This is a genomic window from Micromonospora sp. NPDC048169 (assembly GCF_040652815.1).
Lineage (GTDB): Bacteria > Actinomycetota > Actinomycetes > Mycobacteriales > Micromonosporaceae > Micromonospora.
Genome location: NZ_JBEZMS010000066.1, coordinates 1 through 14,944, shown reverse-complemented (window position 1 = coordinate 14,944; position 14,944 = coordinate 1). Strand labels below are relative to the sequence as shown.

Below are 14,944 nucleotides of genomic sequence, written 5' to 3'. Positions count from 1 at the left end.
TCCTGCCGCCCGCACCAGAGCCCGACGGGGGTGCCGCGCAGCTTTTCCGCTCCGGTGAAGACCGCGCCGCCGTGTCCCGCCGACTCACCCGAGCCACGTTGTGTGCTGGTGGTCGAGGCTCCGACGGCAGCGCGGCAGCCGCCCTGGCCGGTGTCGCCGCCGCGAACGACGCCGGCCGGCGGGCAACGGCTGTCCCAGCGGGAGAGCGAGGTACTGGAGTGCATCGCCAGCGGCCTCACCCACGGGCAGACCGCGGTGCGGCTGCAGGTCAGCATCCACTCGGTGAACACCTACGTCAAGCGGCTGAAGGCGAAGCTCGGCCACGGCAACAAGGCATTTCTCACCCGGGCCGCGATCGACTCCGGGAAACCGGCGGACGGCCGACCGGAATGTCCGTGAGACGGGCCGCCAGCGGCGTCGGGCCCGCCGCACGAAAGCTCCTGTCCCTCGTTTACGGGACAGGCGGTCCCGAGCCGGCATCACTATTCTTCGATTACACGTCGCCGCGCCGGGACAACCCCCACCGAACGATCGGCGCAGCGATTATTCGACCGGAGTGGAGGACCAGTTGAGAACAACGACGACCCCTTATCGGCGCATTGCCGGGGTGCTTGCCGCGCTCATGATCGGCAGCGCCGCGGCTTTCGCCGCCCCCGCGTCGGCGATGGCGGAGATCATCGATCCGGATGAGCCCTACGACGGCATCGAGGGAAACTTCACCGGCGGTGACGTCACCGACCCCGGGCTCGAGCAGCCGACCGACGACCAGACGAACCTCAAGCTCCAGATCTCCCAGGAGTGGTACGCGGTCAACGTCCAGGGCGCGGATCCGACCCAGCTCACCAAGCTGCAGAACGACTACACCGCACAGTACGGCGACTCGGGTTACGTCGACCCCGGTGACGGCGCCGGCCTGCGTACCACGGCGGCCAGCAGCCGTATCCTGCCCTTCGTGCAGTACGCGCAGGCCAAGGGCTACTACTGCGGTCCCGCCTCGGGCTACATGATCATCCGCTACCTGCACGGCTCCGGGTACACCAGCCGCTACAACGGCAACAGCCTGTCCCAGGCCAACCTGGCCAACAGCGCGCACATGAACACCGAGGCCAACAAGAGCACCACGTGGACCAGCAAGCGGTTCGCCACGGGCATCAACCGTTGGCGCAACGTCCCCTGGTACGTGCAGGTGCCAAAGCCCAGCGGCTCACTGCTGCCCAAGATCTTCACCCACAGCGTGGGCGGCAACGGCATGCCGATCGGCGCGGACACGGTCGAGTTCGCCGGCGGCTCGCACTACAACGGACACCCGACCAACAAGACGATCGGCCACTGGATCGTCGGCTACGGTTACGTCCAGTCCGGCCAGAACACCACCTGGGCCGATCCGGCCACCTCGGTGTGGTCGAGCACGAAGAAGTCGTTTACCTACACCACCTCCACCTTCGCCACTCGGTTCCTCCAGTCGAACGGAGTCGTTTACTAGCCATGCGCCGGACACTGACAGTTGCGTTGATCCTTCTGACTGTCGGTGGCTGTGACGACGGTAAGGGGGAGGACGCCGCCGGACGGGCAGCGTCCTCCCCCGTCTCCTCACCCAGCGCCGACACCGACAGCGGCTCGACCACAGGTGCCCCTTTCGAGATCGGCTCCCGGCACGCCACGAAGGACGCGGCGAGCGCGCGAGAGGGCCGCGAGCTGCGTGGAGGCTTCGTCGTGGGGGGTGCGCAGGCAGGCGGCCGCACGCTCAACCATCTCGGCCTCACCCCCGACGGTCAGCTCATCAGCGCCGCCAACCCCGTTCCCAAGACGGGTGACGGCGAGCTGGGCATCGGCCAGAGCCGGGTGGGTCTCTACTCCGGCGGGCGGGCGCGCACCCTGTCCCCGGCCCCGAGCGGCCCGCCCCGACAAGCCATCTACGCCGACGCGGACGACCGGACCGTGGCCTGGATGGAGACCTCCAGCACCGACATGTACCAGATGGACTGGCTGGTGTACGGCTTCGACCGGAGTTCCGGCCGGTCCGTGCTGCTGGGTGACTCGGCACCGATCGCCAAGGGCAAGAAGATGCCCATCCCACCGGGCAGCTCCATGCTCTCCGTGGGCACTGATCGGGTCTACTGGACCACGACCGTCCCCACGACGGGCGAGCGTGACTTCGGCGCGCAGATCCTCGCCAGCTCGCCGGCCGGCGGCGCGGCGCCATCGGTCGTCGCCCAGCGGGCGAAGCTTCCGGCCGCAGCCGGCAAGGACCTCTACTATGTCCGGTCCGAGGACGTGGCTCCCGGATTCCCCAAGAGCCGCTACGAGATCCACAAGGTGAGCGGCGGCCGTGACAGCGTGTACGCCTCCGGCCCGCTGACCGGAGAGCAGCAGGTCAGCGCGCTCACGGCGGAGCCCGGGCACGTCTCCTGGATCGTGACCGGCGCCACCGAGGAGACGCCCGGGACCTTGTTCGTCCTGCCGTCGGCCACCAAGCGGGCCATCGAGGTGACCCTCGGCGACAATGGCCCCGCCATGACGCTCGGCTCGTCGCCGAAGCTCGTCTGCTGGAGCAACGGCAGTGGCAGCGGCGACGCCGGCCAGTACGTGCTCGAGGTGGCGACCGACCGGATGTGGCGGCTCGGCGAGGCGCCGGGCCTGAGTCTGGCGTTCGCCGGCGGCGACTTCGTCGCCTGGTCGAAGTTGGGGTCGGAACCGCAGAAGCCCGAGCAGAACTCGCTGAGGGTGGCGCGGTTCGTGGGTGGGAAAGCCTGACCACGACGCGGACGGCACGGCCGTCGATCGGCGGACCCGCCGCTGACCCGAACGGGCAGAGCCGTCGGCTCACCCCTGTCGATGGCGCGTTTGGTCGGCTACGTTCAGCCGAACCGGCGGAATTCGACAGATGTCACTGAGTCGCCGACCTTCACCATTCCCTACGAACGGAGTGGCATGCTCCCCATGTCGCAGCACAGGGCACGGCGACGCCTACTCGTCGCGCTGCCCGCCATCGCGCTCGCGGCCACGTCGCTGACCGTGACGGACAGCGCGGCGGCTCAGCCTGCCCGGTCCGCACCGGTCACGATCGGGGCGGACGAGCACTACATCAACTACGCCGAGCCCGAGGTCCAGCCTGACACCGGCGGCAAGGAGGTGAAGGGCCGCGACGGCGTCTTCTCCTCACCGGCGGACGAGGCCCGCGCCTACGACCGCAAGTACGCCGGGGGTAACCCGATCGCGGCGCGCGAGCTGGCCAAGCTGGAGGCCAAGTCCATCCGGACCGGCAAGAGCCCTCGCAAGATCAAGCAGGCCAAGAGCACGCAGACCGCCAAGCTGCTGACGCTGCTCGTCGAGTTCAACGACAAGGCCAACGACGACTTCACAGGCGTGATGGTCCCGAAGACGGTGTTCGAGGACCGCACCTGCGTTCCCGGCACCGTGCAGAACGGGCCGCGCCACAACACGATCCCGAACCCGGCCACCCTGCCGCACAAGGACAACAACTCGATGTGGGTGCCGGACTTCTCGCCGGCCCACTACGACAAGATGCTGTACAGCAAGAAGGGCATCACCGAGCGGGTCCGCAAGGACCTGAAGGGGCCGGACGGCAAGCCGGGCATCAGCCTCGCCGGACGGACCATGCACAACATGTACCTGGAGATGTCCAAGGGCGCGTACACCGTGGACGGGCAGGCCAGCCCGTGGATCACGGTGCCGCACTCGGAGGGCTGGTACGCCGCCTCGCGCTGCTTCCAGGACGAGAACGGCAACTGGGTCGCCGGGCGTGAGCAGTCGATGAACGGCCACCCGGACAACCCGCAGGGTGCCGGCCGGCTCGCCACCGACGCGATCGACGCGCTGGCCGCGGCCGACCCGAACTTCCCCTGGGCCGACTACGACATCGAGGACCAGAGCGACCGCGACGGCGACGGCAACTACCACGAGCCGGACGGTGTGATCGACCACCTGGTGCTGGTGCACGCCAACCAGGGCAAGTCCCGCGGTGGCGGCGACGTCGGCGTCTACTCGGTGTGGGCGCACTCCTCGACGGTGACCGGTGGCTACACGATCCCGGGCACCAACCTGAAGGTGTCGAACTACATCGTGCAGCCGGAGGACGCCGGCGTCGGCGTCTTCGCCCACGAGTTCGGGCACGACCTGGGCCTGCCGGACCTCTACGACACCTCCGGCAACGCCGACTCCGACGTGGACTTCTGGGACCTGATGGCTTCCGGCTCGCACTCCGGCGAGATCTTCCAGGCGCTGCCCACGCACATGGGCCTCTGGGACAAGTGGGTGCTGGGCTGGGCCGAGCCGAAGACGTTCGGTCCGGGTGACCGGTCCAAGCTGGTCAAGCTCGGGCAGACGTCGCGTACGCCGGTCGGCACCGAGGACGGCATCAAGATCGACCTGCCGGACAAGGTGATCTCGCTGGCGACGCCGCACAGCGGCTCGAACATGTGGTACTCCGGTGCCGACCAGAACTGGGCCGACGTCAAGCTCAGCCGTACGGTGTCCGTGCCGAACGCCGCCGACGCGAAGTTCTGGATGTGGAACAACTTCGTCATCGAGGCGGACTGGGACTTCGGCTTTGTCGAGGTCTCCACCGACGGCGGGGCCACCTGGAGCGAGCAGAAGGTGTACGCCGAGGGCGGTGCGCTGGTCTCCACGAACGACGGGTACGCCGACCCGAACGGCCGCATGGTCGACTTCGGCAACAAGAAGTACGGCCTGACCGGCAGCACGAACGGCTGGCGACACGACTACGTAGACCTGTCGTCGTACGCCGGGCAGACCGTGCAGGTGCGGCTGCGGTACGCCACCGACGAGGCGTTCGTGGAGCGCGGCTGGTTCGCCGACGACTTCTCGGTGACCGGCGGCGGTGCCACCACCTGGAGCGACGACGTGGAGAGCGGCGCGGCGGGCTGGACCCAGACCGGCGGCACCTTCACCGACACCAGCGGCGCGGGTTGGTACATCGACTCGGGCACCCAGGTGAAGTCGCACTACTACCTGGCCGAGTGGCGTAACTTCGACGGCTTCGACAACGGTCTGAAGTACACCTACGACACCGTCTACTCGCACGAGGCGTGGAAGGTCGACCGGATCGCGTACAACGCGCCGGGCATGCTGGTCTGGTACCGGGACACCCAGCTCGGCGACGTCAACCACGTCACCGCGCAGATGACCGCGCTGCCCAGCTACGGCGCCAAGGGCGGGCTGCTGATCGTCGACTCGCACAACGACCCGCTGCGCCGCAAGGGCGTCGCGGCCGAGAAGGACCCGTCGGTGCTGAAGAACCTGCCCAGCCGGCCGCAGTCCTCCAACGCCGCGTTCGGCCTGAAGCCGACGTACCCGTTCAAGGAGTGCCTGGAGGCGGCGGACGAGCCGTACAGCGAGTACTGCACGAAGTTCGGCCCGCAGGCTCCGGTGCGCGGCTTCACCGACGCCAAGGGCTGGTACCCGGGCATCGAGATCCGCGACGGTGCCGCGTACGCGCGGGACAACGACGCCTCGGTGGTCGTCCCGTCGCGGGGCAACCAGCAGTACACGACCCGGGTGGTGAACCCGGACGGCACTCCGGCGACGGACTACTACGGTTCGACGCTGGGTGGCGGGGCGATCGTGCTCGGCACCGGCAACCCGGGTGACGCGGGCGTCCAGTACGGCGTCTCGATCATCATCAAGCGGGCCGCCAAGGACAACTCGTACGCTCAGGTGTACGTCGTCCCGCCGCGGAGCTGAACCGTACGTTCAAACCGGAACCGGAATGACCGAAAAATGAGCTGAACAAGCTCGATGGGGGAAGGGTCGGGAGCGCGAGCGCTCCCGACCCTTCCGCGTTATCGCTTAATCCATGACTGTCACTGCAATCCATGATCCAGACATCGCTGCTGGTCAACGGCTCAGTGACAGGCCGGTGTGTGACGGCGAAAAGCATCCCCAACAAAAAGTTGCTACAAATCGACGCACACATCTTCCCACCAGTCGCAGCAGTGTCTATGTTCACCCTTGGTCCCACTAGTGGGACGTTCCACCGGCCCGTACCCCCAGTTGGGCCGGTTCCCTCACACCGGAGGTACCACGTGCGCAAAGTCGCAGTGGGTCTGCTCGGGCTTTCGCTGACCGCGACGGGCTTGGTGGCAGGCACGGCCGCCAGCGCCGCGCCGACGCCGAAGCTGCCGACCGCCGCTCCGTCGGTGGCCGAGCCTGCGCAGGCTGAGCACGACCTGCCCAACCCGCTCGAGGAGAAGCGGCGCGCGCTGCGCCAGGAGGGCCTGAGCGAGGTCCTGTCCGGCAGGGCGAAGGCCGAGAAGATCAACGGCAGCACGGTCGTCAAGGTCGGCGAGCGCGCTGCCGCGGGTCCCTCGGCGGGCAGGTCCGCCAAGAGCACCAAGGCCGGCAAGGGCCCGGTCAAGGACCAGTACGTCGAACTCTCCCGCAAGCAGACCGACAAGATCTTCGTCATCCTCGCGGAGTTCGGCGACGAGCGGCACCCGAGCTACCCGGACCAGGACACGAACCCGAACATCCCGGGTCCGGCCCGGTTCGACGGACCGCGCGTCAACCAGATCCCGCAGCCCAACCGGGCGGTGGACAACTCCACCGTGTGGCAGGCCGACTACAGCGCCGACCACTACCGGCAGCTGTACTTCGGCACCAACCCGGGTGACGAGTCGCTGAAGCAGTACTACGAGGCCCAGTCCTCGGGTCGGTACAGCGTCGACGGCGAGGTCACCAACTGGGTGAAGGTGCGGTACAACGAGGCTCGCTACGGCCGCTCCGGCGGCTACCCGTGCGCCTCGAACGTCTGCACCAACACCTGGGCGCTGGTCCGCGACGCCGCCAACCAGTGGGTCGCCGACCAGAAGGCGCAGGGCCGCTCCGACGCGGAGATCGCCGCGGACGTCAAGGCGATGGACCAGTGGGACCGGTACGACTTCGACGGCGACGGCAACTTCAACGAGCCGGACGGCTACATCGACCACTTCCAGATCGTCCACGCCGGCGGCGACGAGGCCGACGGTGACCCGTACCAGGGTGAGGACGCCATCTGGAGCCACCGGTGGTACGCCTTCGCCAGCGACCAGGGCAACACCGGCCCGGAGAACTTCCCGGCCGGCGGCACCCAGATCGGCAACACCGGCGTCTGGATCGGTGACTACACGATCCAGCCGGAGAACGGTGGCCGGAGCGTCTTCTACCACGAGTACGGCCACGACCTCGGTCTGCCGGACGACTACAACGTGGTCAGTGGTGGGGACAACAACAACGAGCACTGGACCCTGATGGCCCAGAGCCGGCTCGGTGCCAAGAACGACGGTGGCATCGGCGAGCGCGGCGGCGACCTCGGCGCGTGGAACAAGCTCCAGCTCGGCTGGCTCGACTACGAGGTCGTGGTGGCCGGACAGAAGCGCACCCTCCAGCTCGGCCCGCAGGAGTACAACTCCAACAAGGCCCAGGCTGCCGTGGTGGTGCTGCCGCAGCGGGAGTACACGTTCCAGAACGGCAAGCCGTTCGAGGGTACGAAGCAGTTCTTCTCGGGCAACGACGACGACCTGAACAACGCGATGACGCGCACTGTCGACCTCACCGGGAAGACCAGCGCCGCGCTGTCGATGAAGGGTCGTTACAGCATCGAGGCGGACTACGACTACCTGTTCTTCGAGGCGTCCACCGACGGTGGCCAGACCTGGGCCTCGCTGCCCGGTACGGCCAACGGCACCCCGCTGAAGGAGATCTCCCCCGGGCGCTACGCCCTGGACGGCTCCAGCAACGACCAGTGGGTCGACATCAACATCCCGATGGACGCGGTCGCCGGCAAGGTCGTGCAGTTCCGGCTCCGCTACCAGACGGACGGCGGTGTCTCCGAGGGCGGCTTCTACGGTGACGCGATCACCGTGACCGCCGACGGTCAGACGCTCCTCACCGACGGCGCCGAGGCCGGCGCGAACGGCTGGACCCTCAGCGGCTTCAGCATCGTCGAGGAGACCTACACCCGTAAGTTCGACAACTTCTACATCGCCGGTAACCGGTCGTACGTCTCGTACGACAAGTACCTCAAGACCGGCCCGTACTTCTTCGGCTACGCGAACACCCGCCCGGACTACGTGGACCACTACGCGTACCAGGAGGGTCTGCTGATCTCCTACTGGAACCTCCGGTTCGCGGACAACGACACGTTCGCGCACCCGGGTGAGGGTCGGAACATGATCATCGACGCGCACCCGCGGCCGATCTACAACCTGACCGGGCAGCCCTGGCGGGCCCGCGTCCAGGTCTACGACGCGCCGTTCAGCCTGAAGAAGGCCGACTCGTTCACGCTGCACCTCAACAGCCAGCCGCAGTACATCCGCGGCCAGGCGGCGCAGCCGCTGTTCGACGACACCAAGCAGTACTGGTACCCGGAGCTGCCGAACCACGGCGTCAAGCTCCCGGCCACCGGCACCAAGATCAAGGTCCTGGAGCAGAACGGCACCTCGATGAAGGTCCGCTTCTCCTGATCCACTGATCGACGCACGACGCGATGCCCGGGCGGTTCACCCGCCCGGGCATCGCCCTTTGCGGGGAACCCGGCGCACCCCGCCGGCGTCCCATCCGGGTGACGCCCCGTGCCACGCTGCCGGCCGCCCTCGCGCTGGTGCCGCTCGCCGGCACGGGGGTGCGGCGGAGACGGAGGATCCGTGCCTGACGACCACCAGCCGGCCCCGAGCGGCGCCGGCGCGCCCGCCGATCGCCCCACCCCGCTGTCCGCCACCGACCTGCCGACGCTGCGCCGGCCCGCCGGTCCGCCGAAGAAGCCGACCGACAACCGGCCCACCGGCGTCGTCGTCGGCTGGATCACCCGGGGCGGGTCCGGGCCGTGCTACGGGCTGATGGACGAGAACGGCACGGAGTACGCGGTGTACGGCCCGAACGCCGGCGAGCTGCGCAAGGGCGACCTGGTCACGCTACGGCTCACCGCGCGGGACCGCGCCGTCGACTGCGGGCCCGGCATCCCGATGCGGATCGTCAATGAATGACGTCCGGTAGCGACGTACTCACCCGTCGCCGAGCGGGCGGCGTACGCGACTCCGGGTGCCCGCCCGGAGAAATCCCTGATCCTGGTCACCTGTGGGGCCGGTGGGCCACCGGCGGCCCTAGGCTGTGCCCCATGACCGACCAGCGCGGCGGACCCGTCGACGAGTCCTGCGTCCTGCCCGAGGGGCCGTGGACGCACCGGTTCGTCGGCGCCAACGGCAGCCGGTTCCACGTTGTCGAGGCGGGCACCGGTCCGATGGTGCTCTTCCTACACGGCTTCCCCGAATACTGGTATGCCTGGCACGAGATGCTGCCGGCGGTCGCCGACGCGGGCTTCCGGGCGGTCGCTGTCGACCTGCGCGGTTACGGCGCGAGCGACAAACCACCCCGGGGGTACGACGGCTACACGCTCGCCGCCGACGTCGCCGGCCTGATCCGGGCGCTCGGGGAGCGGTCGGCCACGGTGGTCGGCACCGGTGCGGGCGGGCTGATCGGCTGGACCGCCGCCTCCTTCCACCCGACCCTGGTCCGGCGGCTCGTGGTGCTCGGCGCACCGCATCCGCTGCGGCTGCGGGCGGCCATCTTCGCCGACCCGCGCGGCCAGTTCACCTCGGCCACCGCGACGCTGAAGTTCCAGCTCCCCCGCTACGAGCACGTGCTGACCCGGGACGGCGCCGCCGAGGTGGAGGAGACGCTGCGCCGGTGGGGCGGGCCGCGCTGGGTGTCCGGTCCCGACTTCGCCGACTACGCCCACTGCTGCCGGGTGGCGATGCAGATCCCGCAGGCCGCGTTCTGCGCGATGGAGGGCTACCGCTGGGCGTTCCGCTCGGTGCTGCGGCTGCACGGCTACCGCTTCGTGAAGCTGATGCAGAGGCCGCTGGTCACGCCGACCCTGCAACTGCACGGCGCACTCGACCAGGCCTCACTGCCCCGCACCGCCCAGGGCTCCGGTCGCTACGTCACCGCCCCGTACGAGTGGCGGCTGCTCGACGACGTGGGGCACTTCCCGCACGTGGAGGCGCGGGACCTGGTGCTCGGCGAGGTCCTGCGCTGGGCGAAGTCCTGACTCAGACCCGCTGCTCGCCGAGGTCGGCCACCTCGGCAGCGGGTGCCCAGCCCTGGTAGACGCCGAAGTCGAACGCCTCCAGCCCCATCGCCTCGGCCACCGGCCAGCGCCCACCTGTGTACTCCAGCCGCAGCCAGCCCTCGTGCTCGGCCAGCACGATGAACGGCTGCCCCTGCCAGGTGCAGGTGGTCCGCACGTACGCCAGATCGTCGACCTCGGTGGCCGGCACCACCCGGACGTACCGGCCGGGACGCACCTCGGTGAATCCGTCGTCCGGGCCGGGCTGGTACAGGCGGACGTCGTCCCCGTCAGGACTGGCCTGGTACTCCCGCCCCCGCCAGCGGGCCACGTAGCCGTCGCGGCTCACGCCTCGGCCGCCTTGCGCCACAGCAGCTCGTCGGTGTCGAGGACCGCGACCAGCCTGCTGTCACCGTCCGCGCCGACCCGCCACAGCTCGGCGCCGTGCGGAAGCCGCGCACTGTCCACCTTGAACTCCGCGATCACGTCGCTGCTCTCCCCCGGCGCGAAACCGTTGCCACGGAACGGGGGCCGCTCGATCACCCAGCCCTCCATCGCCCGCATCGCCGCCTCGTTCGGGCCGCCGTACGGGATCCGGTAGAGGCTCGGCCGGTAGGCGGGCCACCGCAGCAGGTAGATCTCCTCGTCGTCGGGGGAGAACGGCGAACCCGGGTGGCCGAGCCCGAGCGCACGGTACAGCTCCACCGGCGTACGCAGGTGTGCCAGTTCCCCGGCCCGGTGCACGAATCCGGAGACGCGGTCGTAGCCCCGCTCCAGGTAGTAGGCGAGCTGGCTCGCCGCGATCACCTTCTGCATGGTCACCGGCCGGTTGTCGGTGACCGGGTGCCCCTGCGGACGCGGTCGCTCCGCCGGCTGCGGCGCGGCGGCGGGCTCCGGATCGTCGCCCAGGCCCACCTCGGCCGCCCAGTTGGCCAGTGCGAGGACCTGCTCCCCGGGGTACGACGCGCCCACCGGACTGCCCGGGTTGACCCGGAACGACCAGGCCGCGTCCGGCCACCTGCGGATGAGCTGGACGAACTTCACCCGTACCGTCTCGACCTGGCCCTCGGTGTGCTCCGCCAGGCGCTCCGGCGAGGTGTAGACAGAGACGCACGTCTCGCCGTCGACCGGCTCGGTGTGCCAGACGAAGCCGGGGTCACCCGGCCGGCTGCCGGCGGCCGAATCAGGCGCGACCGGCAGCAGCACCCGGGCCAGCAGCAGGGTGGTGAGGAAGCCGTCGGTGCTTCCGCTGCCCGCTGCGGCCAGCAGGTCCTCCTCCACGTCGTTCGCCGGCACGAAGTCGGCAGCCGCGTCCGCGGTGCTCGGTCCGGCGGCGGGTGGCGGGTCGACGGTCGCGGGCTCCACCGGGGCCGGCGTGGACAGCGCCACAGTCGGGTCACCGGGCGCGAACAGCGCAGTGGTGACCGGCTCGTCGGTCACCGGCTCGAAGAGGGACACGGTCGGCTGTTCCGCCGGCACGGGCTCGGCCGGTGCCGGGCCGGTCAGCGGCTGGGTCGGCACCCGGTCGAACAACGACACCGTCGGCTCGGCCTCAGCCGGACCGGACAGCGGCTCGGCCGGCGCAGGGTCGAACAGCGAGACCGTCTGGTCCGCCGACGGCGACGGCGCGAACAGCGGCGCGGTGGCTTCGCCTGCCGGGGCCGACGGCTCGAACAGTGACGTCGTAGGTTCCTCGGAACCCGGCCCGAGCGACACCGTCGGATCGTTGAGCGGCGTGCTCCGGTCCGGCGTGCCGGTCACGCCGGCCTGGGCCGGCGCCGGCTCGGCGAGGTTCACCGTGTCGTCGGCGACCAGCGGCTCCACGGGCGACGACACGGTCGGATCGACCGTGCCGCCCCATGGCGCTGCCGCGCCCTCGGCCGGTTCCGGGCGCGCCGGGCCGGCCTGCTGCGCGGACCAGAACGGCGCGGGCTCGGTCAGGTCGCGGGCCTCGATGACGGTGCCCTCGATGACGATGGGTGTGAAGTCGCGGCGTGGCGCGGGCGGCGCGGAGACCGGTTCGGCGAACGACGGGGACAGTTCCTCCGCCGGCTCGTCGACCGTCTCCCACCCGGTCTCGGCCGCACTGCCGCCCGGTGCGGCCCCCCACCCGTCAGCCGTGGCCGCGGGTCCGGCCGTGACCGGGTCGGCGTGCGCCGCCGGAGCGGGTGGAGCGTGCCGCCGGGGCAGCGCCTCGGTCGCGTCCTCCTCGGGCGGGCGGGTGGGCCGGAACGCCCGGGTCGCCTCCTCCGAGCGGGACGCGGGCGGCGGCTCGTCCGTACGCGCCGGGAACGGGTGGGTGGGGCCTTCGCGGACCGGCTCGTTCAGCGGCCGTCGGCGCGGGAACGGCTGCCCACCGGCGAACCGGGTCGGCGGGGTGGCCCGGTCGCCGGCCCGGCGTGACGGGTCCAGCGTCGACGGGCGCCGGGCCGAGCGGCCACCGGACGAGGGTTCGAAGAAGGAACGGGACGGCGGCGGCGCGGTGGCCACCGACGGCTCGTCGGCGGGTGCCGCCGGGGCGGCCGCGAAGGGGTCCGGCTCGTCCGGGCGGCGGCGCAGGTCGGTGAGCCAGCCGTCGAGGGCGTCCGTATCCGGCTCGGCGGCGGCGCGGCCCGGGACGTCGGCGTCCGCTGCCCGGCGGCGCGGCGGCACGGTGGGCAGCCGTCGCCCCAGGACCGAGGCGGCCCGCATCGGCACCGTCGGCGGCTCGCCGGTTTCCACCAGCCGCTCGTCCCCGCCCGGCGCCCCCGCGACCGGCGGTACGGCCGGAGGCGGCACGACCGATGGCGGAACAACGGCGGAGGGTACGGCCGGCGGCGGCATCGCGGCGGACGGCATGCTCGGCGGCGGAACAGCGGCAGGCGGGACGGGAACGGCCGGCGGTCGGGGCGCGGCCTCGGGCACCGCGTTCCGGGCCGCCCGGGTGGCGCTCTCCACGCGCTCCAGCCGGGCGCGGGCGCCCATGGTGCGGCCGGGCAGCCGGACGTCGCCCCGGGAGAGCTGAGCGACGTACCAGGCGGGCAGGTAGCCCTCGATCGGCAGGCCGGGATTCACCGCCAGCCACCACTCGGGGTTGGGCCAGCCGGCCGCCAGATCCGGGTAGGGGACGCGGCGGGTGGGCCCCGCGTTCTCGCCCAGGCTCGCGCGCAGCGCGGCGGCGGAGGTGAAGGCCAGCACGTGGGTGCGGCCCTCGGCGGTCCAGGTGCCCCACCCGGCGGCCGGCCCACCCGCTACCGGAAGCAGGAGATCGACGCGGGTCAGCACGCGGAAGTACTGCTGCTGGTCCTGCGCACGCAGCGCGTCCCGCATCGCCACCTCGGCCTCGGTGGCCGGCTCCCATCCGGTCACGGCCACCTCTCCTTCCGCGAACAGGCCACAGGCATCGCCTACAACCTACAAGGTCGCGGCAACATCAGGACTTCTGCCCATCGACGGTCGGCCCCGAACCGAACGAGCCGCTAACATCCCGTTCCGGAGTCGACACATTACGGAGGTCGTCGATGTCTCGGCCAGTCGCGTACCCCGTTGTGGCCACTCTGGCGACGCTCCTCGTCACCGCGTCTCCGGCCGCCCCGGCGACGGCCGCCGCGCCGGCCGGCTGCGCCGGGCCGCTCGCGCCGGTCCGCCCGGTGGCGGACCAGCCGTGGCCGCAGCAACGGTACGCCCCGGACCGGCTCACCCCGCTCGCGACCGGCGCCGGAGTCGTGGTCGCGGTAGTCGACTCGGGAGTGGACAGGTCCCATCCACAGTTGGCCGGCCGCGTTCTCGACGGCGCCGACTTCCTCGACCGGGGCGGGGACGGCACCCGGGACTGCGCCGGGCACGGCACCGGCGTGGCGAGCATCATCGCCGCCGTGCCGCAGCCCGGCGTCGCGTTCCGCGGCCTCGCGCCGGGCGTGCGCATCCTGCCGGTACGGGTGAGCGAGCAGCAGGTGGTCGAGGGGCGGGAGTCGGGGCGCACGGTCGACGCGGCCGGATTCGCCCGGGCCATCCGCTGGGCCGTGGATCACGACGCCGACGTGCTGAACCTGTCGGTCGTGCTGTACGCGGACGACCCGGCCGTACGCGCCGCCGTCGCCTACGCGGTGCGGCGGGACGTGGTGGTGGTGGCCGCCGCCGGGAACCTGCACGACAACGGGGATCCCCGGCCCTATCCGGCGGCGTACGAGGGGGTGCTCGGCGTCGGTGCGATCGGGCGGGACGGGACGCGGTCCGCGTTCTCCCAGACCGGCGCGTACGTGGACGTGGTCGCCCCGGGTAGCGAGGTGCTGATGGCGGCGCCCCGGGCGGGACACCAGCGGGCGGAGGGGACCAGCTACGCCACCCCGTTCGTGTCGGGCACCGCGGCGTTGCTACGCCAGTACCGGCCCGGGCTGAGCGCCGACGAGGTGGCCGGACGCATCATGGCCGCCGCCGACCCCGCACCGGGCCGGGACGCGGGCTACGGCGCGGGGGTGCTGAACCCGTACCGGGCGGTGACCGAGTCGGCCGGCGCGGCGGGTCCCCGTAGCCGGCCGGGTGCGGTGCTTCCCGCCGACCGTCCCGATCCGGCCGCCCTCGCCCGCCAGTCGCGCCGGGACACGGCCCGGGATCGGGCGCTGCCGGCCGCCGCCGTCGCGGGCGGGGCGGTGGCACTCGTCGCGGCGCTCGCCCTGGTGCTGCCGCGCGGCGCGCGCAGGCGATGGCGGGCGGCCGACCCGGCCGGGACGGCGGCGCCGAGATGACCGCCGGTCACAGACGCAGCCGCGGGGGGGGGGGGGGGGGGGGGGGGCCCCGGGGGGGGGGGGGGGGGGGGTCCAGAGGCTTGAAGCGCGCAACAAAGGGAAAACCGCACCCCCAGGGGGGCAATCAGGGTAGAGG

10 protein-coding genes are annotated in these 14,944 nt (G+C 71.3%); 8 read left to right on the top strand and 2 right to left on the bottom strand.

The annotated features are described in order from the left end of the window. The first annotated feature begins 108 nt into the window (after positions 1-108). From AB0D28_RS29200 to AB0D28_RS29170, 7 genes are all read left to right on the top strand, one after another. Complete coding sequence (locus tag AB0D28_RS29200; protein WP_357391047.1) at positions 109-399, top strand: helix-turn-helix transcriptional regulator; 291 nt, start codon at positions 109-111, stop codon at positions 397-399. A 169-nt stretch (positions 400-568) separates the two neighbouring features. Then, positions 569-1,483, top strand: a complete 915-nt coding sequence (locus tag AB0D28_RS29195; RefSeq protein WP_357391045.1) for a hypothetical protein — start codon at positions 569-571, stop codon at positions 1,481-1,483. Positions 1,484-1,713: 230 nt separating this feature from the next. Beyond that, entirely contained in the window at positions 1,714-2,754 is a 1,041-nt protein-coding gene (locus AB0D28_RS29190; protein ID WP_357391043.1) for a hypothetical protein, read from the top strand. 186 nt (positions 2,755-2,940) lie between these two features. Beyond that, entirely contained in the window at positions 2,941-5,724 is a 2,784-nt protein-coding gene (locus tag AB0D28_RS29185) for an immune inhibitor A domain-containing protein (RefSeq protein WP_357391041.1), read from the top strand. A 356-nt stretch (positions 5,725-6,080) separates the two neighbouring features. Next, positions 6,081-8,483, top strand: a complete 2,403-nt coding sequence (locus AB0D28_RS29180; RefSeq protein WP_357391049.1) for an immune inhibitor A domain-containing protein — start codon at positions 6,081-6,083, stop codon at positions 8,481-8,483. A 180-nt stretch (positions 8,484-8,663) separates the two neighbouring features. Continuing rightward, a complete protein-coding gene (locus AB0D28_RS29175) occupies positions 8,664-9,002 on the top strand; it encodes a hypothetical protein (RefSeq protein WP_357391039.1) in 339 nt (112 codons plus the stop codon). Positions 9,003-9,133: 131 nt separating this feature from the next. Then, entirely contained in the window at positions 9,134-10,066 is a 933-nt protein-coding gene (locus tag AB0D28_RS29170) for an alpha/beta hydrolase (protein WP_357391037.1), read from the top strand. A 1-nt stretch (position 10,067) separates the two neighbouring features. On the opposite strand, the gene AB0D28_RS29165 is transcribed toward AB0D28_RS29170, so the two are convergent. Together AB0D28_RS29165 and AB0D28_RS29160 are read right to left on the bottom strand one after the other, a co-directional pair. Then, positions 10,068-10,433 carry a hypothetical protein gene (locus AB0D28_RS29165; RefSeq protein ID WP_357391035.1) on the bottom strand — a complete coding sequence of 122 codons (366 nt, stop codon included), beginning with the start codon at positions 10,431-10,433 and terminating at the stop codon, positions 10,068-10,070. Continuing rightward, positions 10,430-13,432 (bottom strand): SseB family protein, encoded by a 3,003-nt coding sequence (locus AB0D28_RS29160; protein WP_357391033.1) that lies wholly within the window; start codon positions 13,430-13,432, stop codon positions 10,430-10,432. Before AB0D28_RS29160 ends, AB0D28_RS29165 begins: the two co-directional genes overlap by 4 nt. 152 nt (positions 13,433-13,584) lie before the next feature. Between AB0D28_RS29160 and mycP the strand changes: the two genes are divergently transcribed. Next, positions 13,585-14,808: a type VII secretion-associated serine protease mycosin gene (gene mycP, locus AB0D28_RS29155; RefSeq protein ID WP_357391031.1), complete on the top strand. Its 1,224-nt coding sequence runs from the start codon at positions 13,585-13,587 to the stop codon at positions 14,806-14,808. Positions 14,809-14,944 lie beyond the last annotated feature (136 nt).